The sequence below is a fragment of the Alcaligenes pakistanensis genome, assembly GCF_014652815.1.
In the GTDB taxonomy this organism is placed as follows: Bacteria; Pseudomonadota; Gammaproteobacteria; order Burkholderiales; family Burkholderiaceae_B; genus Alcaligenes; species Alcaligenes pakistanensis.
Map to the genome: position 1 here is coordinate 208,808 of NZ_BMZN01000001.1, position 25,782 is coordinate 234,589.

Consider the following 25,782-nt stretch of genomic DNA (forward strand, 5'->3'; position numbering starts at 1 on the left):
AGTTCCTTATTTGTTTGGGTATTAAGGTGTTCAGGCAGGCATGCGCAATGTGGCCATACCGCCATCAATATTGATGATGGTGCCGGTATAGGACAGCGCCCCCGGATGGGCGACGTGCGCTACCAGACGGGCAACCTCTTCGGGCTGTACCATTTGCCCGGTCGGTTGGCGTCGATGAAATTCATTACGCTTGGCCTCGGGGTCGGCGGTACGATTGGCCAGCTCGGTCATGAAGGGAGTGTCTACCGTTGCGGGGGCAATGCCCACCACACGGATATGCTCGGCAATCAAATCGGCTGACATGGCCAGCGTCATGGACTGGATTGCTCCTTTACTGGCCGAATACAGGGCACGCTCGGGCAAACCATTGATTGCCGTGCACGAGGACATATTGACGATCACAGCAGTGTTCGACTGACGCAAATGCGGCAAACAAGCACGGGTACTGCGCATATAGCCCAGCACATTAATATTGAAAATACGCAGCCAATCCTCATCGCTGCCATCTTCTATCGTGCCCACAAAGCTCACACCGGCATTGTTGATCAATACATCAAGACGGCCATATTGCTGGGCAAATCCGGCAACGGCCTGATTCAGGGACTCCTGATCCGTCACGTCGGCAATCAAGGGGGTCACCCCCTGAGGGATTCCCTCTGGCTGGCGGTCAATTCCACCCACAATGGCGCCCAGTTCTAAAAGATGCTGGCAGACAGCCTGGCCTATGCCAGCTGCGGCGCCCGTTACGATAGCGATTCGACCTACAAAATCTGACATGGCAGTTCCTAGCGAAAGTGTGTGGCTCCAGATACGGTGAAATGCGTCATCAGCGCATCAATCAAGGTATCGGGCGGGGTAAGCGGCAACATATGCCCTGTCCCCTCAATAATGTGTAACTCAGTGTCTGTCTTGTCGGCCTGGTGCAAGGCAGCCAGGATGACTTGCATAGCAGCGACAGGCGTAGACAGATCCTGATCTCCGGTCACCAGCAACGTGGCGGGCAACTGTGCCCCCAACGACTCATAGCCAGAAAACTGGGCCAGACTTTGCCAACTGCTGACCAAGCTTTGGACCGGAACACGGTTCAGTTGCTGCTCTGCGTACTGCATGGCCTCCACAAGCGCGGGGCTTTCTTCCAAACCGCCAAACCAGCGCTGCAACGTGCTCTCTACAATGCTCTGACGGCTCTCGTTCTGCATGGCCTGGGCACGCTCGCCAAACACCGCTAAACCCGTAGGGGGGCTGGCGATAATGCTCAGACTTTGCACCTTATGCGAGATGCTGTTACCCAATCGGGCGGCCGCCAAAGCAGCAATCACCCCACCCAGGGAGTGTCCCAGTAAATGGACCTTGGCAAAGCGGCACGACTCCACCACCTGAACGGCATCGTCCACCAATCTATTCAAGTCAAACTGCGACAGTGCCAGCGCCGTGCCGTGACCACGCAAATCGTAGCTAAGGCAGGGATATGTCACAGCCAAGCGGTCAAACAATTTGCTGAATGAATGGGCTTCGACCCCGATGGAGTGCAAAGCAATCACGCACTCATCGCTTGCCGTGCCCTTATCCACCTCGAATAAGGAGCCTGGGTAGTGCAGCGTGGCAAGAGGCGCTGTCATGCCTGAGTACACGTACTATTCAGCAGAACGCCGTCACGCTGCAAAGACGACACAACATCAGCCGACAGGCTTAACCACTCACTCAAGACACGCATATCATCCGCACCCTTCTTAGGAGGGAAGCTGGATGGCACAGGCTCTGCGCCCACAAACTTGATGGGGTTGCCCACTACTTCAATGCTGTGCTCTTCATTTTGCAGCGCGAGAATCATGCTGCGTTCTGAAGCGCGGGCGTGCGCCAAAGCCTCAGGTACTGATTGGATCAGTGCAACAGGCACACTGTTTTCTTCCAGCAAGGGAATCCAATAGGCAGCCGCTTGTTGGGCGAACGCATTTTCCAGCAACTCCCACAGCGCTTCTTTATTCTTCAGGCGGCTGGAGCCATTTTGGAAACGCTCATCCTCAATCAGGCGCTCCAAACCGAGTACACGGCACAAGCCTTGCCACATTCTGTCGGTATTGGCCGTGACTACAAACTCCCGACCATCGCCACCGCGGAACGAGCGGTAAGTCGGGATCGAATCATGCTTGGCGCCTTGCGGGGCGGGGATTACATCGGCGATCAAGGCATAGGCGCTTTGGTACGACAGCATGGCGAGCTGGCAGTCGAGCATGGCCACATCAATAATCCGTCCTTTCCCGCTCCGTTCCCGGTCGGCCAGGGCGGCATTAATGGCGATCGTCGCGTACAGGCCAGCCACCGTATCACCAGCGGGAATGCCTAGGCGTACGGCAGGTCTGCCCTCTTCTCCAGTCAAACTCATAACACCGGACAAGGCCTGCACGATCATGTCGTACGCAGGTTTGTCACGATCAGGCCCGGTTTGACCAAATCCACTAATAGAGGCCCAGACCAGGCCGGGTCGCTCTTCGCAGAGCTTTTGTGGGTCCAGGCCCAAACGTGTTGCCACGCCGGGACGATAGTTCTCCACAACCACATCCGCTTTCAGGATGAGTTGTCGAACCAGGTCCAGCCCTTCGGCGGTTTTCAAATTGACCGCCAGACTGCTTTTATTACGGTTGATGCTGAGATAGTAGGCGCTATCCTCGCCCACAAAATGCGGTGGAATACCACGGCTGGAATCACCTTCCGGTGCTTCGATCTTGACCACTTCAGCGCCCAAGTCCCCCAGCACCTGAGTGCAGAAAGGGCCAGACAAAAACGTGGTCAGATCGATGACCTTGTAGCCTGCCAAAGGCTGGGCGGTAGTGCTAGAACTCATCATTTGGTTTTTCTATGTCGGTATCCGAACATCTCGGACAATTTTTCGGCATGGTGAATAACGGCTTCAGTAATCGCACTCAAACCAGCACTGGGTACACGGGTGGTTGGCATGGTCAAACAGATACAGCCCACAATCCCGCGGTTATCGAATACAGGTGCAGCTACCCCGCGTGCATCGGGCAGCTTCTCGCTCATGCTGTGGGCATAGCCGTTTTGGCGTACCTCCAGCAGATCTGCCAGCAAGGTCTCCAAAGGTGGCAAAGGCGCATCCTGGGCGGGCGAGGTTTCGGCCTTGGCATAGACACGCTCTATCGTGTCCTGATCCAGGTAAGCCAGAATCGCCTTGCCGGACGCTCCCCACACCAGGGACATGGGTTTATGCAGATCAATCTGGTATTGCAGCTTGTGCTCGCCCCTGGCGATGGCCGCAAAGTTCATCGCCGACTCACTGACGGCATACATGCCAAACAACACGGTCTCGTTGAACTCGGAGGCAATCTCATCCAAGGACTTTTGCGCCAGCGCCGGTCTGGATTCCGCACTCATGACCTGCGCCGCTACTCGGTAAAACTCAGGCCCAATGCTGTACAAACCACTTCCACCGCTAGCGACCGCAACGAAATCCTCTTTGCGCAACAGATTGAGCAAGCGGTGAGCCGTTGACGGGGCCAAGCCCATTTGCTCGGACACCTGCTTGACGGTGACCGGGCCATTGGATTCGGCCAAAACAGCCAAGAGCTGTAGCGCACGGCTCACGGTTCCGGTTGAGCTAGCAGGAGTAGAAGTGTTTTGTGTGGTCATACCTGGGCTTCAAAAATATGGATTGCACAAGCACCGTGATCCAGGCCCGCAATCCCGCCGCCCGTGACGTGAGTCAGGGCATAACGCGCATCGGGTACCTGACGTTCTCCAGCTTGATGTGTCAGTTGCCAGTACATTTCCACGGCTTGGGCGACACCACTTGCTCCGACCGGGTGACCTTTGGCCAGCAAACCGCCACTGGGGTTCACCACCACGTCGCCGCCGTAGGTGCTACGGCCATCCAGCAAGAACTGAGCAGACTGCCCAACTTCACACAAACCTAGTGCTTCGTAATAAATAAGTTCGGCGATTGTAAACGCGTCATGCAGTTCCACAGCGTCCAGATCCTGAGCCGTGATACCCGCCATTTTGTAGGCGTCACGGGCGGATTCAGCCGAGATCTCAGGACGGGTCATATCGCGAAAACCGCTAGTCGCCTGACCGGAATGCAGAACAGAAGCCGCAACGCGCATGGCCGGTTTCTGCAAACGCTTCAAGGCACGTTCCGACACCATGATCAGGGCCGCAGCGCCATCGCCTGTGGGACAACACTGCAGCAAGGTCAGCGGGTCGCAAATTGGACGCGATGCCAGCACCTGCTCGACAGTCAGGGCATCCCGGTACTGTGCGTAGGGATTATGTTTGCTGTGAGTACGCGCCTTGACACTGACTTGCGCCAAGATCTCTGGTCCCAGATTGCGCTCATGCAGGTAGCGACGAGCACGCATGCCATACACCGCTGGCATAACCAAACCTTGCTGCACTTCAGGGTCTTCCTGCACCAAAGGTAAGGTGCCGCCACCGAACTGCGTGAGCTTGTCCACACCAATCACCAGCACGATATCGTGTCGACCTGCCTGAATATCTTTCCAGGCCAGATGAATAGCCGTTGCGCCACCCGAGCACGCGTTATCGCAATTGACGACCGGCACTGTACCAATGCCGATTTCTTTCACCAGGCGCTGCCCTGTCAACATACCGCCAAAGGCATGGCCGCAGACCACGGCATCAATCTCATCAGCCTGCACGCCTGCGCTGGCCATGGCGTTCAAGATGGCTGGCAGGGCCAAACCGGTATAACTGGACTCTTTATGACGTGCCATGGGAATCATGGCTGCGCCCACTACATACGCTTCACTCACCTTACTTCTCCGCCGAGGTAGGAGTTACAAACCAGTCAACGCCATCTGTGGCGGTGCTGACGGGCATATCGCAATACAAAGCACTCACGTCTTCACAGCGCACATGAGCGAGCACACGCACCCCATTGGGAAAATCCACATACCCCAAGGTGTAGGGTGTGGCGCGTGCAGCGGAAACATGGATGGTGGAAAAGCTATAGAGCGTTCCAAACGGGCCGAAGAACATTTCCTGCATGTCACGGGCGCCGCTTTCCATGCAGACCTCACGCACCGGAAAAGCCTTGCTACCGCTGGAGCGGCTCTCGCTGCCACGTAACAACACAGCACCTTCATTGACGACAAACTGGCTGGGCTGGTCAGACGCAATATCGTGTATCGGCTGTGCGTTTTCACCGAACGCCATTGCGCTGGGCAGCACAGTAGATTCATTAGCTTGCATGAATTAATCCTTGCAACATTAATTAACTTGATTCCAAAAATGCTCAATCTGTCGTGCGAACATCTCAGGCGCTTCCACCGGCGGGGTATGGCCTGAATGCTCAAACACCGTATGCGTGCTGTCAGGAAGCAAGCTGTTCATATGCTCCATATCAGCTGGTTTTTTTGCTCTGTCCAGGGCACCACTAATCAAGAAATGAGGGGTACGGTTGCTGGCCAAATAGGACTGGTAGTCAGGACGGGAAAACACACCGTTCACCGAATTGGCAATATCGCTAGGCAAAGCCCCAAAGAAACTGCGCCACTGCTCGCGTTGGACAAGCGCAGCCGGTTCTGTACTGTTGAGAAACGCGTCCCCAAACATGGTTTCCAACAAGGTCGATGCATACGGTGCACCACCATCGCGACGCAGTAGCGCCTCCAACTGGTCGAAGCGCTCTTTTTGCTGCTCTGCCAAGGAAGTGCAGCAGGACAGGACGGCGGAGCAAACGAGCTGCGGCGCGCACTGCATCAGTTCTTGAGCCACATAGCCACCCATGGAACTGCCGACGACATGTAAGGAAGAAAGCGACAAAGCTTGAGCCAGAAAGGCATAGTCCTCTGCCAGCTGACGCATGGTGGCGGCCTTTTGGCCGGCTGTACTCAGACCCTGATTGCGGTGATCGGGGCAAATAATGTGCCATTCGTTTTGCAATGACTGAATCATTGGCTGGAACATATCGGCATTGAAAAACAAGGAGTGCAACATCAATACCGATGGACGCGACGCGCAGGGCTGACCCATTTCTACGTAATGTAGTTGGGCTCCGTCGGGAAGCATCAGGTACTGTGGGCTGATTCGTTTCATTGTTTTCCTATCGATATTCCGTTTAACGGAATGTCATTCTGATCTATGGAATAATGATAAAAGCGGGCCCTAAGCATGCCTATCAGTACAAACCCTAGGCCGTAGCAGAAACCGTTTACGCCTCGCGGCTATAGGGCTTGAACATTCACGCGCCGTCCCTCTCTAGGCAGTGGGCCTGACTGCCAAAACATCAGGCAAAAAAAAGCCTGAATCCAGTCAGGATTCAGGCTTCTCACTTCACACAGCAGTCACCACCAGGGTGAGGCCAGTGAACCGACGCTATCTTAGATTCGGCTCAACATCAGGCAAGCGCTTAGGCCGCTTGCCACTCAGTCAGGAACTGTTGGGGCTCGGGACGTTGTGCAGGGCCCAGCTTGTGAATAGGCGTACCGACAGACACAAAGCCCAGAAATTGATAATCCAGAGAATCGAAACCCAGGGCCTCGGGGACTTCTTCGCCATAGGTGCCCAGACCAGTACTCCAGAACGCACCAAAGCCCAGTTGATGAGCGGCGTGCAGCATATTGCTGACAGCAGCACCGGTGGCCAGCACACGTTCCAATTCAGGGATTTTTTCTTCACCATGATCGATGTGGCTGGCCACGGCGATCAACATGGGGACTTTGGCCAACCAGGCACGTACGCTGGCGGCTTTTTGTTCAGTCAAAGGATTACCGGCACGCTCGTTGGCCGCAATAGCCAACTCGCCCAAGGCTTGGACATTTTCGCCACGGATCAGGCAAAAGCGCCAGGGCTGCAAACGGCCATGATCGGGCGCGCACATAGCGGCACGCAAAATCAGGTCCAGCTCTTGCTCACCCGGGCCGGGGCCTTGCACCAGCTTGATGGAGCGGCGGGACAATAAAGAATCAATAGTACTCATCGTGTTTCCAGAATCAGTTAAGAGTGCCCTGCCTTGAAGGCAGGGCTCAGTCAGGCTTGGCCAGGGGCGCAGGCCCGCACCAGCAAGGCCTTCATATCGCGCACCGCCTTTTCCCAACCATCAAAGACAGCCTGGGCAACGATGGCGTGACCAATATTCAGTTCAGACAGACCCGGCAAGACAGCAATGGCTTGTACGTTGCCGTAATGCAGGCCATGGCCCGCATTCACACGCAAACCTTGCGACACACCCTGAGCGATGCCAGCGCGAATACGCTCCAGCTCGCTGGCGGCCTGCTCAGGCGTTTGAGCATCCGCATAGGTACCGGTATGCAATTCAATCACGGTCGCCCCCACCTGGCTAGCGGCCTTGATTTGAGCAGGGTCGGCATCAATGAAAAGCGAGACGCGAATACCGGCTGCTTGCAGCTGCTGTACAGCAGCTGTGACCTGATCCAGACGGCCGACCACATCCAGCCCACCCTCGGTGGTCAGTTCGGCACGGTGTTCGGGAACCAGGCAGACATCATCGGGCTTGATGCGGCAAGCGATGTCCAGCATTTCGGTGGTGATGGCGCATTCCAGATTCATCCGGGTACGCAGCACGGGGCGCATGGCCTCGACGTCGGCATCTTGAATATGACGCCGGTCTTCGCGCAGATGTAAGGTGATCAGGTCCGCTCCGGCTTCTTCTGCTCGCAAAGCGGCCTGAATTGGATCAGGGTATGTGGTCAGACGCTGCTGGCGCAGCGTCGCCACATGATCGATATTGACGCCCAGTTCTAACATTCCCCAAGGACCTCCGTAGTTTCAGGGATGAATGACTAGACGTATTATCGCCTGTTTATTCCGGCGCTGTCCCGGCGTCCTGGGCCTTTGTTTCAGGCTTGACAGTTTCTGCTGTCCAGCCACCACCCAAAGCCTTGTACAACTCCACCCGGTTCATCAGGGAATTCAAACCCGTTTGAATATAGGCTTGACGAGTGCTGTACAGGCTGACTTCAGCCGTTTGCACCTGCAAGAAACTGTCTATACCCACTTCGTAACGCAGCTTGGCCAGACGCAGACCTTCGCTGGCGGCCTGATCAACCGCTTGCAAAGCATCAATCTGCTGACCATAGGTGGCTTCGCCCGCCAGAGCGTCGGCCACTTCACGGAAGGCCACCTGAATGGTCTTCTCGTATTCGCTGATGGCGATATCACGACGAGCCTCGGCCAGATCCAGATTGGCCCAGGTGCTGCCTGAGAGCAGCGGCATCGTAATTTGTGGCTGGAATTGCCAGTAACGGTTACCCGAACTGAACAGCCCCCCCATCTCGGGGCTCATGAAACCCAACAAACCTGTCAAGCTCAGACGTGGGAAGAAGGCAGCTCGGGCGGCACCGATGTTGTAGTTGGAACCACGCAGAACGTGCTCGGCAGCCACAATATCAGGACGACGTTCCAGCAGTTCTGCCGACAGACCCACGGGCAAGCTGGGCATCAGCTGCGCACGGGTAAATGGCAAGCCGGCCGGCAGGTCGCCAGGGATCTCACTACCCAACAAGACTTGCAAGGCGTTCAGGGCACGCTGGCGATCCCGCTCCACGGCCTGCATATCAGAAAGCACCGTGTTGTATTGCACTTTGGCCTGATTCAGGTCCAGTGCAGACACCGTACCTGCATCAAACGAGGATTGCACCAAGCGCAGTGTCTCTTGACGGCTACGCAAGGTACTGGTCATCAGGGCGTGCAGCTCTTCAGCCGTACGCACCTTAAAGTAGGCTTCGGCGGTACCCGCTACCAGCGCGATATGCGCTGTGAGTTGAGCCTGCTCGGTCGCAAAGAACTGTTCACGAGCCGCGCGAGCCAAATCACGGACCCGACCAAAAAAGTCCAGCTCAAAAGCTGTAATACCCACACCCGCCTGATAGGTACGCGTCACCGGAGCGGAATTGGGGCCTGCTGGACGTAGCTCGGCCGGAGTATGAGTGGCCTGCTGGGCCGCTTGCACACCAATGCTGGGCAACTGGTCACTGCGCGCCACACCGTACATGGCACGTGCTTCTTCGATACGCTGCGTGGCGATACGCAAGTCGCGGTTGTTTTCCACGGCCTGCTCAATCAGGGCATGCAGACGTGGGTCCGTAAAGAACTCGCGCCAGCCCAGGTCAGCCACCTGCCCCGCATCCGCCTGGCCCTGCTGGGCCAGAGGGAATTGCGCGGGCACAGGAGCGTCGGGCCGTTCATACTTGGGCGCCAGCGAGCAAGCCGACAAGGCAAACGCCACAGCCAGCACCAAGGGGCTACGTAAAAACATGCTAGACATCAGTGCTGTCCTCCTTGCGAACCGGCTTCTTGCGCACCTTGCTTGGCCAGTTCTTCCTCATGCAATTTAGCGGCTTCGCCAAACAGACGAGGTTTGGTTTTAAAGAGCTTGAGGATGACGACAAAGAAGGTCGGTACCATCAAGACAGCCAGCGGTGTTGCGGCCAACATCCCACCCAACACACCCAGACCAACCGCGTTCTGGCTGGCGGCACCTGCGCCAGAGGAGGTAGCCAAAGGCACCACACCCAGCACGAAGGCGAAGGAGGTCATCAAAATAGGACGGAAACGCAAGCGGGAGGCTTCCAATGTTGCATCGATCAGGGTTGCACCCCGTGCGTAGGCATCCTTGGCGAACTCCACAATCAGAATCGCGTTCTTGGCTGAGAGGCCAATCACCGTCACGATACCCACCTGGAAGTACACGTCGTTAGGCATACCCAGACCGGATACAAGCAAGACCGAACCCAGCATACCCAGTGGCACAGCCAGCATCACGGACAGCGGGATAGCCCAGCTTTCGTACAAGGCTGCCAGCAGCATGAACACCACCAGAATCGCCAGACCCATCAAGATCCCGGACTGACCTGCAGCCTGACGTTCCTGATAAGACAGACCGGTCCAGTCCACACCCAAGCCGTTAGGCAATTGCTTCATCAGGTTTTCCATCTCGATCATGGCTTCACCCGAGGTGTAGCCAGGCGCCGGACCACCACTGATACGCACGGACTCGTAGCTGTTGTAGCGCACGATCTGCACAGGACCCTGTTCGGTCGTCTGCGTCACGAAAGCGGACAACGGCACCATTTTGCCATCGCTGTTGCGAGCGTTCAGCTTCAGTACATCGTCGATGGTCATGCGGTATGGCGCATCGGCTTGTACCCAGACACTCTGCACCCGGCCCTGGTTGGTGAATTTACCAACAAAGGAAGAGCCCAAAGCGCCACCAATCAAGGCCGAGGCTTCACTAAAGTTCACACCCAATGCAGCGGCTTTGTCGCGGTCGATTTCCAGACGGATCTGTTTGCCCGGTCCCAAGCCTGTGATACGCACGCTCTGCGGATCAAACACAGGGCTTTGCTTGGCCAGACCCAGCAACTGGTCGGCTGCCGCCATCAGCGCATCATGCCCCAAGCCCCCCCGATCTTCCAGACGCATATCAATACCCGAGGAGTTACCCAGAGCAGAAATAGCCGGTGGCACAATCGCAATCACCATCGAGTCTGGCAAACCAAACAGCAGCTGACCCATGGCTTTGCCGGAAATAGCCTGAGCCGAGTTTTCCTTGCCTTTGCGCTCGTTGAAATCCTTCAAGGGCACAAACGCGATAGCCGAGTTCAAACCACTACCGTTAAAGCTGAAACCCTGAACGGCAATGATGTTTTCGACCTGAGGCTGCTCTTTAAAGTAGTCCTCGACCTTGGAGATGGTTTCAATCGTACGGTTAGCGGTTGAACCGGCAGGCAGCTCGATATTGGCAATCACGTAACCCTGATCTTCCTCGGGCAAGAACGCGGTTGGCATACGCATGTACAAGAAACCCAGCACCAGCACCATGATCAGGTAGATGAACATCATCCGCCCGCCACGACGCAGTGTTTTGCCTACAAAGCTTTCGTAGCCATTAGTGGTACGGGTAAAGGCGCGGTTAAACCAGCCAAAGAAACCACGCTTGGTTTCGTGATGGCCTTTAGGAATAGGTTTCAACAAGGTCGCGCACAGGGCTGGCGTGAAGGTCAGTGCCAAAAAGCCCGAGAAGGCAATCGACACAGCCATGGCCACCGAGAACTGGCGGTAAATAACACCGACCGAACCCGCCATAAAGGCCAGGGGCAAGAACACCGCCGACAGCACCAAGGTAATACCGACAATCGCGCCACTAATCTGTGGCATGGCTTTCTTGGTTGCTTCTTTAGGCGAAATCCCCTCTTCCACCATGATCCGTTCGACGTTCTCCACCACCACGATCGCGTCGTCCACCAAAATACCAATAGCCAGCACCATCGCGAACATGGTGAGCACGTTCACAGACATGCCCAGCACCTGCATCACCGCGAATGCGCCCAAGATAGCCACAGGCACAACCAAAGCAGGAATCAGGGTGTAGCGTACATTTTGCAGAAACACATACATCACGATGAACACCAGCACCATCGCTTCCAGCAAGGTGTACACCACCTGGGTGATGGACTTCTCCACGTAGGGAGAGGTGTCGTAGGGAATGTCGTAACGGATATTTTCCGGGAAGAACTCGGCCAGCTTCTCCATCTCGACTTTAATGGCCGCCGCTGTGTCCAACGCATTCGCTTCAGGCAGCAAGGAAATAGCAAATGCAGCCGTCGGCTTACTGTTCAAGCGAGCACCGAACTGATAGTTGTCCGCCCCCACTTCAACACGTGCCACATCCTTGATACGCACTGTAGAGCCGTCAGCTTGCGAGCGCAGAATGATATTTTCAAACTCTTTAACGGTTTGCAGCTGACCATTCACCGTGATCGGGGCAGCGACACGCTGGCTGTCCTGATTAGGGGGGCCACCCAAAATGCCAGCCGACACCAACATGTTTTGCTGGCGAATTGCCGTCGTGACGTCCGATGGGCTCATTTGATAGCCCACCAGCTTGGCAGGATCCAGCCAAACACGCATGGCTCGACCCGCTGCAAACAGCTGGAAACGCGCCACGCCGGGAACACGAGAAATCGTGTTCTTAATGTTGCGTTCGATGTAATCCGCCAAGGCCGTCTGATCCAGACTGCCATCCGTCGAGGACAGGGTCACTACCTGCAAGAAGCCTGTACTGGACTGCTCAACGTGCAAGCCCTGCTCCATCACCGCTGTCGGCAAGGACGCGGTAATGTTACTGACCCGGTTCTGGACGTCCACCTGAGCCAAGTCAGGATTGATACCAGGTCGAAAAGTGGCCGTAATTTCGGTCGAGCCGTAGGAGTCACTGACGGACTCGTAATACAGCAGACCCTTGGCGCCGTTTAACTGATCCTCGATCACACTGGCCACGGTACTGGCGACGTCTTCTGCTGTCGCGCCAGGATAAGTAGCCCGGATGGTGACCGAGGGAGGTGCCACATCGGGATACTGCGCTACGGGCATATTGGGCAAAGCCAATAAGCCAAATAGCGTGATCGCCAAGGCAACGACCCATGCAAAGATGGGCCTTTCAATAAAAAACTGAGGCATGTCGCTTACTCGCTAGACTTGGCTTCGGTTGGCTCAGCAGCGGCGGCTGGTTCCTGTGCGGGGGCCTCAGCAGCATCCGATGCACCAGCTGGCTGCTTGCCCTTCCAAGGAATTGTCTGAACAGGAGCGCCGGGACGAATTTTCTGGAAGCCCTCGACAACAATCTGGTCGCCGGCTTGCAGGCCTTTGTTGACCACATATTGACCATGGCTTTCAGGTCCCAACACAACGGGAACGGATTGAGCTTTTTCTTCACGTACCACATACAGGTTGGAAGCACCGTCCGAGGTGTATTGAACGGCTTGTGCAGGCACCAGCAAGGCATCCGGAATCACCCCTTGCTCCAGACGCAGGCGCACATACATACCTGGCAAAAGGATTTCATCGGGGTTCGGAAATACGGCACGCAAGGTAACTTGCGATGTAGACGGATCGACGCTGACACCACTGAACAGCAAGACACCTTCCTGATCGTAGTTCGAGCCATCTTCCAGCACAGCCGTGGCTTTGGCCTGGGCTTCACCAGCGGAGGTCAGGCTGCCATCAGCCATGGCGCGACGCAATTGGGTCAGTTCGGCCGTAGAACGGGTCACGTCCACATAGACTCGATCCAGCTGCTGCACAGTGGCCATATGAGTTGCATTGGCCGCCGACACCAAAGCACCTTCCGTAATCAGGGATCGGCCGATACGACCCGCGACGGGCGAGACAATTTTGGTGTAACCCAAATCAATATTGGCACTTTCCAGGGTCGCTTGTGCCGCTGCAATAGCCGCATCCGCCTGCATGGCGCGCGCCTTGGCGTTATCGTAATCCTGGCGTGAAACGGCGTTTTCCTTAATCAGGCGCTCGTAACGTTGGGCCAGCTGTTTGGCGCTTTGCGCGTCAGCCTGGGCGTTTTTCAATTGAGCCGCGGCCTGATTGCGAACCGCACGGTAGGGAGCCGCATCAATCGTAAACAAGAGCTGGTCTTGTTTGATATCAGCACCCTGCTCGAAATTAATTTCTTCCACAATCCCAGACACGCGGGCACGAATCTGCGCATCCTTGATTGCTTCGACTCGTCCAGGCAGCTCGGAGAACAACTCGGTAGAGGTCGGTTGGACGGTAATCACACTGACTGGGACCTTCATCCCGCCGGCCTGAGCTTGAGGCTCTTTATTGCCGCAAGCGGCGAGCAGAACCAGGGAAGAGAAGGCAGCAATGCGAAACGGCTGCCGACCCAGCAAGCTTTTAAATGACATGAAGAACTCCTGAGCTAAGCGTTGCATGGGAGTTTAACGCTTAAACTGACTGGATTGTATGGTTTGGACAAGCAGCAAGTATATGTCGAAAAAGCTCAACTCAAACAGCAAAATTTGCGATGAGACTCGTTTCGGTCTTGCCATCACTGGGTGACAACGATTAGCCAGCTACCCCCCTGCCTCTGCCCCGTCGTCTGCCCCTGTCGAAAGAACACGTATTATCATATACCTAGGGTTTTTTGAATATAAAAAAACCGCGTTTAACCCCTAGAGTTCACGCGGTTTTCCAGATCCGGAATAGACCTTTCTAGCCAAGCAACAAACTATCGTCGGCTAGTGTTTCACCCCGCACCCGCTCGAACATCTCCAGCAAGTCCCTCACATCCAGTCCTTGGCGTTGTTCGCCACTAACGTCCAGAACCACTTTGCCTTGATGCAGCATCACCGTGCGGTCACCCACATCCAGAGCCTGACGCATGCTGTGTGTCACCATCATGGTGGTCAGGCCACCTTCACGCACAATACGGTTCGTCAGTTTCAATACAAAGTCAGCCGTACGTGGGTCCAAGGCGGCCGTGTGTTCGTCGAGCAGCAAAATCTTGGATGGACGCAAGGCCGCCATTAATAAGCTGACGGCTTGACGTTGGCCGCCAGACAGCAAACCAATACGGTCTGTCAGCCGGTTTTCCAGGCCCAGGCCCAAGGTTTCCAGACGCTCGGCAAATTCTGCACGCATGGAGTGGCGCACGGCGCGGCTCAAACCACGGCGGCTGCCACGGCATGTGGCCAAGGCCATGTTCTCTTCAATAGTCAGATCTTCACAGGTGCCAGCCATCGGGTCCTGAAACACACGCGCCACCCAGTTGGCACGCTCCCATACCGGGCGACGGGTGACGTCCACGTTGTCGATCAGGATATGACCGTCATCAATAGACTGATCGCCCGAGATTGCATTCAGAAAAGTGGACTTACCCGCGCCGTTGGAACCAATCACGGTCACAAACTGCCCTTCTGGAATAGTCAGGGACAGGCCACGCAGCGCGCGGGTTTCAATCGGTGTGCCTGGATTAAAGGTCAGGCACAGGTCTTTAGCTTCCAACATTACTGGGCCCCCTTCTGTTTACGTGCACGCTTTTTCTTGAGCAAGGGAATAACCAGCGCCACCGTGACCAGCAAAGCGGTTACCAAGTTCAGGTCCTGAGCTTTCAGACCGATAGCATCGGCATTCAAGGCCAGAGCAATAAAGAAGCGATACAAGATAGCGCCCAGCACCACGGCCAAGGTCGCATAGAACAGTTTGCGGGCCGGCAAAATACTTTCACCCACAATGACCGCGGCCAGACCAATCACAATGGTGCCGATGCCCATGGAGATATCCGCACCACCTTGCGATTGTGCAAACAAGGCACCGGCCAAGGCCACCAACGCGTTGGAAATTGCCATACCCAGCAAGAGCATATTGCCCGTTGCTACACCTTGGGCACGTGCCATACGAGCATTGGCGCCAGTCGCACGCATGGCCAAACCGGTTTGTGTACCAAAGAACCAATCCAGCGCCAGCTTGGCGGCCAGGACCAGGGCGATCAGCAACAAGGGACGCGCAATATAGTCCGCAATGGACTCAGGCTGCAGAATCGTGAAAACCGTAGGTTCCATAATCAAGGGCACATTAGGGCGACCCATAATGCGCAGATTGATGGAATACAAGGCGATCATCATCAGGATACTGGCCAGCAGATCCATGATTTTCAGACGTACATTCAGCCAGCCGGTAATCGTGCCTGCAACGGCGCCGGCAAAGGTAGCTACAACGGTAGCCAGGAAGGGATCATTGCCTTGGCTGATCAGGATGGCGGCAACGGCCCCACCCAAAGGAAAACTGCCATCGACCGTCAGGTCGGGAAATCGCAAGATGCGAAAAGAGATCAGAACACCCAGAGCAACCAGTCCGAAAATCAGACCAATCTCCAGGGCCCCCCACATTGAATAAATAGACATATTGTTGGACGTCTAGGATACAAAAGAAACAGGCGGGCAGCTTGTGGCAACCCACCTGCAAGAAGCAGTCAGATCAGGCTTATTCGACGATTTTTTTAGCGGACTTTACGAAGTCCTCGTTAAGCGAAACGCCTTGGCGCTTGGCAGCGCCAGGATTGACATACAGTTCCAGATTGCTGCTGGTCTCAGAAGCCATATCACCAGGCTTTTCGCCCTTCAGAATACGGACGACTTGCTGACCGGTTTGCAGACCCAGGTCGTAGTAGTTCACGCCCAAAGCAGCGATGGCACCACGGGCCACACTGTCAGTGTCCGAGGCAATCAAAGGCACCTTAGCGTCGTTGCCGACTTTGACCAGGGACTCGTAAGCCGACACTACGTTGTTATCCGTATTGGTGTAGATGACATCAACCTTGCCCACCAGACTACGGGCTGCAGCGCCCACGTCTACCGTACGGGGAGCAGTGGCTTCGACCAGGGTCATGCCGTGCTGGGGCAGCAGCTCTTTCATCTGCTTGACCACGACAGCGGAGTTGGCCTCGCCAGGGTTGTAAACCATACCGACGCGCTTGGCCTCCGGCACGACTTTCTTGATCAGATCGATTTGGGCTTCCAGCGCCAGAGCGTCGGACACACCCGTTACGTTAGTGCCCGAAGCAGCCATGCTGGGCACCAGATGGGCCACAACGGGATCGGTCACAGCCGAATACACCACAGGAATTGTTTTGGTTGCCGACACCACAGCCTGAGCAGAAGGTGTGGAGATAGCCACAATCACGTCAGCCTTGTCACCGACAAACTTCCGGGCAATCTGGGCAGCAATGGCAGGGTTGCCCTGCGCGGTCTGGAACTGCCACTTGAAGCCGGATGCTTCGTTGTAACCAGCATCGCTCAACGCTTTGTGTACCCCGTCCTTAATGGCGTCCAAGGCCGGATGTTCCACAATCGACGATACCGATACAGATTGCGCCTGAACCGCGGCGCCCGACATCAATCCCACACAAGCCAAAGCGGCTGCCACCTGATGCACCGATCTGATCAGCTTCATCCAATACTCCTTAGATGCAAAAAAAACGAAAATTTTAGGTTTTAAGTCTAACGCGAACAGCAGGACTTTGCCCCTTGAGGTAATCCCTGCCCCGACAGTTTATTGGTCCTGCATCTGACGACGGAAGGACAATAATTCCCGAGCCCAACGTGTAGCCGGCAAACCATAATCAGCCTGCACGTGTTCAGCCCGGTTGAGCAACTCTCCCGCAGTCATCTCCAGCGTACTGCCCTTAAATGCCAAGACCACCTGATTGCCCTCATCCATCTCGGGCAACAGCAGCACTTTGCCGTTAAAGGCTTCACGGATATTGTCGATATTACGTTTGAAACTGGGATGCGCACCAAACAGATTGACGGTCATAATGCCGTCGTCCTCCAGCACCGCACGGCAGTCCTGATAAAACTCCAGACTGTCGCGCACTGGACCTTCGGCATGGGCATCGTACAAATCTACCATCAAGGCCCGATACTGACTGTGCTGCTCGCTGTCCTGCACCCAAACGCCCGCGTCAGCCTGATCAATCAGGGAGCGGGAACTGCGAGGCAGGCGGAAAAATGCGTGGCACATGCCAATCACAGACGGGTTCCATTCCACGGTCTGGACTTCACAACTGGTTTGCTTCAAGCAAAAGCGCAGCAAAGAGCCCGCCCCCAGCCCCAGAATGGCCAGTTTTTGTTCGGGCTTGGGATCATCTGTAAACAACAGCCAGGCCATCATCTGCTGGGTATAGGCCAGGACCAATTCAGCAGGTTTGCGAATGCGCATGGCGCCTTGAATCCACTCCGTCCCAAAATGCAGATAACGGATACCTTCGCTTTCAGACAATGTGGGGCTATCGTCCCCCTGTTCACCAGCCATGAAACTCTTCCTTGCAAACCAATAAGGCGCCTAAAGCCGGTGAGTACACTCTGACACTGGTCAGAAAGCACGGTACTTAGGTGCAGCCTTACAGACAGAAAACACATCGCCGGAAGGTGGCATTGCGCCACTTCCGGCGTTTTTAGCAAGGCGCCATCATACCAGCGATCACTTCACGCCGATGGCCAGAGTTAAAGGCGCTCCAGAATCACCGCAATCCCCTGCCCGCCCCCTAGACACATCGTCGCCAAGGCGTAACGGCCTTGAACCCGATGCAGCTCATACGCCGCCTTGACCGTAATCGCAGCCCCTGTCGCTCCAAATGGGTGCCCCAGACTAATACCGCTGCCATTGGGGTTCACTCGGGCCGGGTCCAGATTCAACTCCCGAACAACCGCACAAGCCTGGGCCGCAAACGCTTCATTGGATTCCACCACATCCAGATCCGACACCGTCAGGCCCGCCCGCTTTAACGCAATTCGCGTCGCAGGCACCGGTCCCATTCCTGCCAAGCCGGGCTCTACACCCGCATGCCCCCAAGACAACAGTTTGGCCAGGGGTATTAAGCCTCGTTGATGCGCATCTTCTCGGCACATCAGTAGCAAGGCCGCGGCGCCATCGCCCAAACCCAAGGTATTACCCGCCGTCACCGTGCCATCCTCAGGCCGAAACGCGGGCCTCAAGGCCGCCAGCTCCTCCAGACTAATATCGAACCGCACTCCCTCGTCCTGATCAAAGCAGTGCTCGCGTCCCTTCTCCCTATAAGAGACCGGCACAATCTGCTCCTTGAAATAGCCTTGTTCAATGGCATGACGAGCCCGCACGTGAGAGTGGTAGGCCAGCAAGTCCTGATCCTCACGCGATACGCCGTACACCTTGGCAACCTCATCGCCCGTTGCCCCCATATGCTCCAGGCCAAAGGGATTGATCAGCACTCCGGCCAGCATATCGACTAGTGCCGAATCCCCCATACGCGCGCCCCACCGCTGCCCGGTAGCGATATAGGGGATGCGACTGGCACTTTCCACTCCACCCGCCAGAGCGATATTGCTCTCACCCAGCAAAATACCCTGTGCCGCAGAAATGATCGCCTGCATGCCCGACCCACATAAACGGTTGATATTCATTGCCGGGGCTTCGTGGCTAACACCCGCACGCATTGAGGACAGGCGGGATAAATAAGCATCATGCGGCTCAGTGGCGACCACCTGCCCCATAAACACATGATCCACTTCCGCCCCCGAGACGGCGCTGCGCTCGAGCACGGCTTGCATGACTATCGTCCCCATCTCAATAGGCGACACATTTTTCAGAGAACCGCCAAAGCTGCCAAAAGCGGTTCGACACCCTTGAACCAAAACGACTTCTTTCATACGAATCTCCTTGCTATCTTTTAAGATAAAAGGCGGCTTAAGCCGCTCTCCACCTGACCAGGGCCAGACCCTCTTATTTTTAAAGCAATTCAAAACGCTTAGCCGCATGCTTAGGCGCCATTCCAAAAAAAAGCCGGAAAGTGGCTTCAAGCCACTTCCGGCATTTTTTAGGTCACCCTCCTGGCCCAGACCAGAAGCAGACAATCAGCAAGGCATTATGCGCGCTCGAAAATAGCGGCAATCCCCTGTCCACCACCAATACACATGGTGACCAATGCATAACGACCTTGAACACGTTGCAGCTCGTGCAATGCTTTGGTCGTAATCGCCGCCCCCGTCGCCCCAATAGGGTGCCCCAGGCTGATACCGCTACCATTCGGGTTCACTCGCGCTGGGTCCAGACCTAGTTCACGCACCACCGCGCATGCTTGAGCGGCAAACGCTTCATTGGACTCAATCACATCCAAGTCCGACACGCTCAAGCCGGCGCGCTCCAGCGCCAGACGAGTTGCCGGTACAGGGCCAATGCCCATAATGCTCGGGTCCACCCCGGCATGCCCCCACGACACCAATTTGGCCAAGGGCTTCAAACCACGTTGGCGAGCCTCTTCCGCACACATCAACAGTACAACTGCCGCGCCATCATTCAGGCCCGATGCATTACCAGCGGTGACGCTGCCACCTTCAGGCTGGAACACCGGCTTCAGCCCGGTGAAATTGTCCATTGTCGCATCCAGGCGCACGTGCTCATCCTGATCAAACACGATCTCGCCCTTGCGGCTTTTTTGGACGATAGGCACGATCTGTTCTTTGAAGTAGCCCTGCTCAATCGCACGGCGCGCACGCTGGTGCGATTCCAGGGCCAGCTCGTCCTGATCCGCACGAGTTACGCCGTACTGGCGGGCAACATTTTCAGCCGTAATGCCCATGTGCACGCGATCAAAGGGATCCGTCAGCGCGCCTGTCATCATATCCATCATGACCGAGTCGCCCATGCGGGCACCCCAGCGGTGCGCACTGGACATATAAGGGGCACGGCTCATGCTTTCTGCGCCACCGGCCAAGGCTATCTTGGCATCACCCAGCAAAATCCCCTGAGCGGCCGACACAATGGCTTGCAGGCCAGAGCCACACAAACGATTGACGTTCATGGCGGGAGTGCCATGTCCCACCCCCGCCTGCACCGAGGCCACGCGCGACAAATACATATCCCGTGGTTCGGTCTGAATCACCTGCCCCATCACCACATGCTGAACGTCTGCAGCCGACACGCCACTTCTGTCCAGTACCGCGCGCAATACCGTGGCTCCCATCTCGATTGGCGACACATTTTTCAGACCACCACCAAAATCACCAATCGCGGTACGGCATGCCTGGACTACAACCACTTCTTTCATATGAATCTCCCTCAATCCCATTGGGATATGATGACCAGCATAAAAAAGCCGAGCTGACAAAAACGTCCACCCGAATATACACGGCTGCAATGGAAAACCATAAAGCAGACACAAGCGCGTTAATTCGCAGTATGGTTTGATACCTTACCCACAAGACTCGTTCTTGATAACCCCTTTTATAGGATTCCCCCTCATGTACGAGCGTATCCTGGTATGCACCGACGGCTCAGAACTGTCTGCCCACGCGGTCACTCACGCACTGAATCTGGCCAAGACCAGCGGCGCCAAATTGCTGGCTCTGCGCGTCATTCCACGCTATCGCCAAAGCTACCTGGAAGGCGGCCCCATTGTTGACCAGAAGTTGGATAGCCGTATCGAAGCCTCTTGGGTAGAACACGCGCAGTCCGAGCTCGCCGCCGTCAAACAGGCAGGCAAAGACATTGGCGTGCCAGTTAAGGGCTTGGTCGTTAAATCCGAACTGGTCGCTGATGCCATTATCTCGACTGCAGAAAAACAAAAAGCCGACTTGATTGTGATGTCCTCGCACGGACGTAAAGGCTATAAGCGTCTGCTATTGGGCAGTGAAACACAACACGTGCTGACCTGCTCAGAAATCCCGGTACTGATTATTCGCAAGAAACCCAAGAAAAAATAAAAACTTGGCCAGGCATCAAAACGCAAACTCCGGTTTGCGTTTTTTGTTCTCAGGAGTCCACCATGAGCATCAGCACACAGGAAAAACGTCGCCGCTTTCGCGCTTTGCATGAACATGGGCTCCTGATTTTGCCCAACCCTTGGGATATAGGCAGCGCAAAACGGCTGGAACGTCTGGGCGCACAAGCCCTTGCCAGCAGCAGCGCGGCCTTTGCCTGGGCACAAGGTCTGGAAGATTTTGAGGTGGGTCGCGATGCCTTACTGGCCCATTTACGGGAATTAGCGGCCAGCACCGACTTGCCCCTGAACGCGGACTTTGAAAACGGCTTTGCTGATGAACCCGAACAGGTCGCAGCCAATGTCAGACTGGCTATTGAAACCGGCATTGCCGGTTTGTCCATCGAAGATCGCTACGGCGACGAGCTTTACGATCTGGACCTGGCCCTTGCCCGCCTGCGAGCCGCCAAACAGGCAATCGTCACTAGCGGTGAGGATGTCTTATTAGTAGGACGCAGCGAAGGCATGCTTATCGGCGTGCTAGATCTGGCACAAACCATAGAGAGACTGCAAGCCTTTACCCAGGCAGGTGCCGATGTAGTCTACGCCCCCGGTTTACGTCAGCTGGATGATATTGCCCAAGTGGTACAGGCACTAGCCCCAACTCCTGTCAATGTGCTGTTGATTCATGCAGGGTTGACGGTGCCTGATCTGGCCGCTATTGGCGTGCGCCGTGTCAGCACCGGCTCACAACTGGCCTTGGCGACCTGGGACCGCTTTGAAGAGGTCAGCGCGCAACTTCTGGAGCAAGGGCATTTGCCTCCGACCCGGCCCCATCGCCGCTGGTCCTGAGATACGCACATCAAACAAACAGGCATAAAAAAAGCGCAAGCTGTGAGGCTTGCGCTTTTTAACCCTTCAGTCAGAACTTAGCTGTCCTGAGCCTGGTCGCCAGAGGCGTCCACTTTGGCTTCCTGATCAGTTTCTACGGCAGCTTTCTTAGGAGCAACCCAATTCAGGGGCTCAACCTCGAAGGCTTGTTTACGACGTACTGGTTTCGATTTGCTCACGAATAACTCCTGCTCAATATCGACAGGGGGCGCTGCCCTTAGCACCCCGATTTCTTTATTGTATCAATGATTAGACCACAAATCAATTTTTATTATGATATGAGCTAACTATATCAGCAAATTAAGCGATTTTAGAACAAGATAAAGGAAATTTAAAACATGGCTTTTCATAGACAATTCAGCATTGAATTTGTCCGTCCAAAACACAGCCGCAAACAAAGACTGGGCATCCCCTTAAAAGCTCACTGATCTACAGTCTGAGCACAACAACAAAGAGACAATGGCATGCACGATTTCCGCCCCATCGAGAATCTGGACCGCTCCCTGCGCTGCTTTCTGCGTATCGCACAGTTGGGCTCCGTCAGCAAAGCAGCGGACGACTTAGGGCAAAGCCAATCCAGTCTGAGCAAACAATTAACTGCACTGGAGCAAAGTCTGGGCCAAGCGCTCTTTATCCGCACCGGGCGCGGGGTCAGCGTGAACGATGCCGGCCAACTTTTGCTACAGGCTATAGAACCGGCCTATAGCCGCATTGATACAGCGGTCCATGCCGTACGACAAGATCAGGGTGTCAGCCAAGGGACCGTACGCTTGGCAACCGTCCACACCTTGAGTTATTACTTCATGTCAGACGTAGCGGCAGCCTTCATGAGCGCCCATCCAGGCGTGAATCTGTCCTTGCTTGGCCGTAGCTCGCCCGAAGTAGTGGCCTTGGTGGAAAGCGGCAAAGCAGACATAGGCTTTGTCTACGACTCTGCCGTCGATTGCGGTGGGCTAAGCTCGCACACCTTATTTGACGACCAGATGTGCCGTATTTCAGCCCAGCAAGACAAGGCCCCCAATGCCGACCTCAGCAGCCAGCCATTACGACTGATCGGCTTTCCGCCCCACTATGCCTTGCGCCGGATGATTCACAGCAGTGGCTTAAGCCCCGAGTTTGTGGCCGAAGCTGAAACCATCGATGCCATGTTGCGTCTGGTTGCTTCGGGATTGGGCGACTGTATTTTGCCCAGCCGCATTCCAGACAATTTGCTGCATGAACACAAACTGTATAAATACCCGATTGAACAGCCCATCTTGCAACGCCGTGTCGTCGCCATCTTACGGGCGGACCGCGATCCCCTGGCACTAACGTCCCGACTCCTGGAATGTGCCCTACGAATCGCTCAAGGCCTGCCAGAGACAAGCAGGCAATAAAAAGGCGGGCCTTGCAATCACCTTCTTGAAGTCAGGGACATAGCTGACTTCAAGAAGGCAAATCACAAGGCCCGCCCTCTCCAAACCCTCGCCTACCGCCCAAGCTGGCTAAACGGTTCGGGATCCTCTGCTTTACTGAGCCACGCAATCAACGTAATAACGCTTTTGGCCCGAAGCATCAGCCTCTTCCACAAAACCGTGGATATCCGTACCGAAGCCCGGACACTGGCGATGCAGTTCACGCGAAAACTTCAGGAAATCCACAATCGTCTTGTTGAAGGCTTCGCCCGGCACCAACAAAGGAATACCGGGTGGATATGGCGTAATCAGGTTGGTCGTGACGCGCCCTTCCAGCGAGTCAATCTCAACCCGCTCTGTACGACGCTGCGCGATGCACGCAAAAGCATCTGCTGGACGCATGACGGGTGTCACATCCGAAAGGTACATATCCGTCATCAAACGAGCGATGTCGTACTTGGCGTAGAGCTGATGCACGTGCTGACACAAATCGCGCAGACCCATCTCTTCATAGCACGGATACTGACGGGCGAACTGGGGCAGAACGCGCCAGACTGGCAAGTTGCGGTCGTAATCGTCTTTGAACTGCTGCAGCGCCGTCACCAGGGAATTCCAGCGGCCTTTGGTAATGCCGATGGTAAACATGATGAAGAAGCTGTACAGACCAATCTTTTCCACGATCACGCCACGCTGCGCCAGGAACTTGGTCACGATAGAGGCCGGAATACCCGTTTCCCCAAAGGTGCCGGTCAAATCCAGGCCGGGAGTAACAATCGTGGCCTTGATGGGGTCCAGCATATTGAAGCCATCAGCCAGCGGGCCAAAACCATGCCATTCGCTGTGCTCCACATCGTCGCTAATGATCCAGTCTTCAGGCTTACCGACGCCATCTTCAGCCAGCGTTGGCGGCCCCCAGACCTTGAACCACCAGTCATCATCCTCAAACTGTGACTCCACCTTACGCATGGCACGGCGGAAATCCAGTGCTTCGATAATGCTTTCTTCCACCAGAACGCGCCCGCCTGGAGGCTCCATCATGGCAGCCGCCACATCGCAGGACGCAATAATCGCGTACTGCGGGCTGGTGCTGGTGTGCATCAGATAGGCTTCATTGAACAAATGACGGTCCAGACTACGCGTGACAGAATCCTGCGCCAGCACGTGACTGGCCTGACTCAAACCGGCCAGCAGCTTGTGCGTGGACTGCGTGGAGAAAACCAGCGTCTCCTGCGGACGTGGACGGTTCTTGCCCATGGCATGAAACTGACCGTAGAAGGGATGGAAAGCCGCATGCGGAATCCAGGCTTCGTCAAAGTGCAGTACTTCCACATAGCCATCCACCGCATTCTTGATCACTTGGGTGTCGTAAATAATGCCGTCATACGTAGACTGAGTCAGCGTCAGAACGCGTGGCTTCACCGTATCGGCATCCACATGCGTCAGCAAGGGGTGCTTGCGGATTTTCTCGCGGATAGTCTCGATATCGAATTCGCTGCGGGCAATAGGACCAATAATGCCAAAGTGATTGCGCGTAGGACGCAAAAACACAGGGATAGCACCGGTCATCACAATGCTGTGCAGGATGGACTTGTGGCAGTTGCGGTCCACAACCACCACATCACCGGGAGCAACCGCATGGTGCCAGACAATCTTGTTGCTGGTGCTGGTGCCATTGGTTACGAAAAAGCAGTGGTCGGCATTGAAAATGCGGGCGGCATTGCGCTCGCTGGCACCGATGGCACCGTTATGGTCCAGCAACTGGCCCAGTTCCTCGACGGCATTACACACGTCAGCGCGCAGCATGTTCTCACCAAAGAACTGGTGGAAAATCTGCCCGACCGGGCTTTTCAAGAAGGCCACACCACCGGAGTGACCGGGGCAGTGCCAGGAATAGGAGCCATCCTCGGCGTAATCGAGCAGGGCTTTCAAAAACGGGGGCTTGACGCCTTCCACGTAGCTACGCGCTTCACGCACGATGTGACGCGCCACAAACTCGGGCGTGTCCTCGAACATGTGAATGACGCCTTGCAGCTCGCGCAAGATATCGTTTGGCATATGACGAGCCGTTTTGGTCTCGCCATACACATAAATAGGGACATCGGTATTGCGACGACGCACTGCCCGAATAAAGGCACGCAGATTAACCAGCGCGGGGGCGCTGTCACCGTCTTGCGTGAACTCCTCATCATCGATGGACAAAATAAACGCGCTGGCACGACTTTGCTGCTGGGCAAACTGACTCAGATCGCCATAACTGGTGGTTCCCAACACCTCGAAGCCCTCGGCCTCGATCGCATCTGCTAATACACGAATGCTCAAACCTGACGCATTTTCAGAACGAAAATCCTCATCGATGATCACAATGGGGAATTGATATTGCATGCCATGTCCTTAATACAAGGGAGTGCCGCACCGGGCGGCAAAAAAAGAGAGGGACGGAGTCGCTTTTGTGTAGCAGATCGTACGAGT

At 55.5% G+C, this 25,782-nt stretch carries 23 protein-coding genes; 3 read left to right on the plus strand and 20 right to left on the minus strand.

Annotated elements, in window-relative coordinates:
* Positions 1–30: 30 nt before the first annotated feature.
* The 18 genes from IE156_RS00965 to IE156_RS01050 form a co-directional block, all read right to left on the minus strand.
* Positions 31–777 carry an SDR family NAD(P)-dependent oxidoreductase gene (locus IE156_RS00965; RefSeq protein ID WP_189390632.1) on the minus strand — a complete coding sequence of 249 codons (747 nt, stop codon included), beginning with the start codon at positions 775–777 and terminating at the stop codon, positions 31–33.
* Positions 778–785: 8 nt separating this feature from the next.
* On the minus strand, positions 786–1,619 hold the full coding sequence (locus IE156_RS00970) for an alpha/beta fold hydrolase (protein ID WP_189390633.1): 834 nt from the start codon (positions 1,617–1,619) through the stop codon (positions 786–788).
* The gene (locus IE156_RS00975) at positions 1,616–2,845 is read right to left on the minus strand and encodes a CaiB/BaiF CoA transferase family protein (RefSeq protein WP_189390634.1); all 1,230 of its coding nucleotides are present in this window, start codon (positions 2,843–2,845) and stop codon (positions 1,616–1,618) included. Before IE156_RS00975 ends, IE156_RS00970 begins: the two co-directional genes overlap by 4 nt.
* Positions 2,842–3,645: an IclR family transcriptional regulator gene (locus IE156_RS00980; protein WP_189390635.1), complete on the minus strand. Its 804-nt coding sequence runs from the start codon at positions 3,643–3,645 to the stop codon at positions 2,842–2,844. Before IE156_RS00980 ends, IE156_RS00975 begins: the two co-directional genes overlap by 4 nt.
* Positions 3,642–4,787 carry a thiolase family protein gene (locus IE156_RS00985; RefSeq protein WP_189390636.1) on the minus strand — a complete coding sequence of 382 codons (1,146 nt, stop codon included), beginning with the start codon at positions 4,785–4,787 and terminating at the stop codon, positions 3,642–3,644. Before IE156_RS00985 ends, IE156_RS00980 begins: the two co-directional genes overlap by 4 nt.
* A gap of 1 nt (position 4,788) precedes the next feature.
* Positions 4,789–5,226: a Zn-ribbon domain-containing OB-fold protein gene (locus tag IE156_RS00990; protein ID WP_229840818.1), complete on the minus strand. Its 438-nt coding sequence runs from the start codon at positions 5,224–5,226 to the stop codon at positions 4,789–4,791.
* Positions 5,227–5,244: 18 nt separating this feature from the next.
* On the minus strand, positions 5,245–6,072 hold the full coding sequence (locus tag IE156_RS00995) for an alpha/beta fold hydrolase (protein WP_189390637.1): 828 nt from the start codon (positions 6,070–6,072) through the stop codon (positions 5,245–5,247).
* Between the two features lie 313 nt (positions 6,073–6,385).
* A complete protein-coding gene (locus IE156_RS01000; protein ID WP_189390638.1) occupies positions 6,386–6,955 on the minus strand; it encodes a nitroreductase family protein in 570 nt (189 codons plus the stop codon).
* Between the two features lie 50 nt (positions 6,956–7,005).
* A complete protein-coding gene (gene pdxJ, locus IE156_RS01005) occupies positions 7,006–7,743 on the minus strand; it encodes a pyridoxine 5'-phosphate synthase (protein ID WP_189390639.1) in 738 nt (245 codons plus the stop codon).
* A gap of 55 nt (positions 7,744–7,798) precedes the next feature.
* Complete coding sequence (locus IE156_RS01010; protein WP_189390640.1) at positions 7,799–9,262, minus strand: efflux transporter outer membrane subunit; 1,464 nt, start codon at positions 9,260–9,262, stop codon at positions 7,799–7,801.
* Positions 9,262–12,456 carry a multidrug efflux RND transporter permease subunit gene (locus IE156_RS01015; protein ID WP_189390641.1) on the minus strand — a complete coding sequence of 1,065 codons (3,195 nt, stop codon included), beginning with the start codon at positions 12,454–12,456 and terminating at the stop codon, positions 9,262–9,264. Before IE156_RS01015 ends, IE156_RS01010 begins: the two co-directional genes overlap by 1 nt.
* Positions 12,457–12,461: 5 nt before the next feature.
* Positions 12,462–13,700 carry an efflux RND transporter periplasmic adaptor subunit gene (locus IE156_RS01020; protein WP_189390642.1) on the minus strand — a complete coding sequence of 413 codons (1,239 nt, stop codon included), beginning with the start codon at positions 13,698–13,700 and terminating at the stop codon, positions 12,462–12,464.
* 307 nt (positions 13,701–14,007) lie between these two features.
* Positions 14,008–14,802: an ABC transporter ATP-binding protein gene (locus tag IE156_RS01025; RefSeq protein WP_189390643.1), complete on the minus strand. Its 795-nt coding sequence runs from the start codon at positions 14,800–14,802 to the stop codon at positions 14,008–14,010.
* On the minus strand, positions 14,802–15,698 hold the full coding sequence (locus IE156_RS01030; RefSeq protein ID WP_189390644.1) for an ABC transporter permease: 897 nt from the start codon (positions 15,696–15,698) through the stop codon (positions 14,802–14,804). The genes IE156_RS01025 and IE156_RS01030 overlap by 1 nt, the downstream gene beginning before the upstream one ends.
* A 79-nt stretch (positions 15,699–15,777) precedes the next feature.
* Entirely contained in the window at positions 15,778–16,746 is a 969-nt protein-coding gene (locus IE156_RS01035; RefSeq protein WP_189390645.1) for an ABC transporter substrate-binding protein, read from the minus strand.
* Between the two features lie 99 nt (positions 16,747–16,845).
* On the minus strand, positions 16,846–17,607 hold the full coding sequence (locus IE156_RS01040; protein ID WP_189390646.1) for a spermine/spermidine synthase domain-containing protein: 762 nt from the start codon (positions 17,605–17,607) through the stop codon (positions 16,846–16,848).
* 191 nt (positions 17,608–17,798) lie between these two features.
* Positions 17,799–18,980: a beta-ketothiolase BktB gene (gene bktB / locus IE156_RS01045; protein WP_189390647.1), complete on the minus strand. Its 1,182-nt coding sequence runs from the start codon at positions 18,978–18,980 to the stop codon at positions 17,799–17,801.
* 215 nt (positions 18,981–19,195) lie between these two features.
* Entirely contained in the window at positions 19,196–20,377 is a 1,182-nt protein-coding gene (locus IE156_RS01050; RefSeq protein WP_189390648.1) for an acetyl-CoA C-acyltransferase family protein, read from the minus strand.
* A 193-nt stretch (positions 20,378–20,570) separates the two neighbouring features.
* Here IE156_RS01050 and IE156_RS01055 point away from each other — a divergent pair, with 193 nt between their 5' ends.
* Both IE156_RS01055 and IE156_RS01060 read left to right on the plus strand, forming a co-directional pair.
* A complete protein-coding gene (locus IE156_RS01055; protein WP_189390649.1) occupies positions 20,571–21,032 on the plus strand; it encodes a universal stress protein in 462 nt (153 codons plus the stop codon).
* 62 nt (positions 21,033–21,094) lie between these two features.
* On the plus strand, positions 21,095–21,880 hold the full coding sequence (locus IE156_RS01060) for an isocitrate lyase/PEP mutase family protein (protein ID WP_189390650.1): 786 nt from the start codon (positions 21,095–21,097) through the stop codon (positions 21,878–21,880).
* Between the two features lie 77 nt (positions 21,881–21,957).
* Here IE156_RS01060 and IE156_RS01065 read toward each other — a convergent pair whose 3' ends face one another.
* Positions 21,958–22,098 carry a hypothetical protein gene (locus IE156_RS01065; protein ID WP_189390651.1) on the minus strand — a complete coding sequence of 47 codons (141 nt, stop codon included), beginning with the start codon at positions 22,096–22,098 and terminating at the stop codon, positions 21,958–21,960.
* Between the two features lie 285 nt (positions 22,099–22,383).
* Here IE156_RS01065 and IE156_RS01070 point away from each other — a divergent pair, with 285 nt between their 5' ends.
* A complete protein-coding gene (locus tag IE156_RS01070; protein WP_189390652.1) occupies positions 22,384–23,295 on the plus strand; it encodes a LysR family transcriptional regulator in 912 nt (303 codons plus the stop codon).
* 132 nt (positions 23,296–23,427) lie between these two features.
* Here the strand turns inward: IE156_RS01070 and IE156_RS01075 are convergent, their stop codons facing one another.
* Positions 23,428–25,695 carry an arginine/lysine/ornithine decarboxylase gene (locus tag IE156_RS01075; RefSeq protein ID WP_189390653.1) on the minus strand — a complete coding sequence of 756 codons (2,268 nt, stop codon included), beginning with the start codon at positions 25,693–25,695 and terminating at the stop codon, positions 23,428–23,430.
* Positions 25,696–25,782 lie beyond the last annotated feature (87 nt).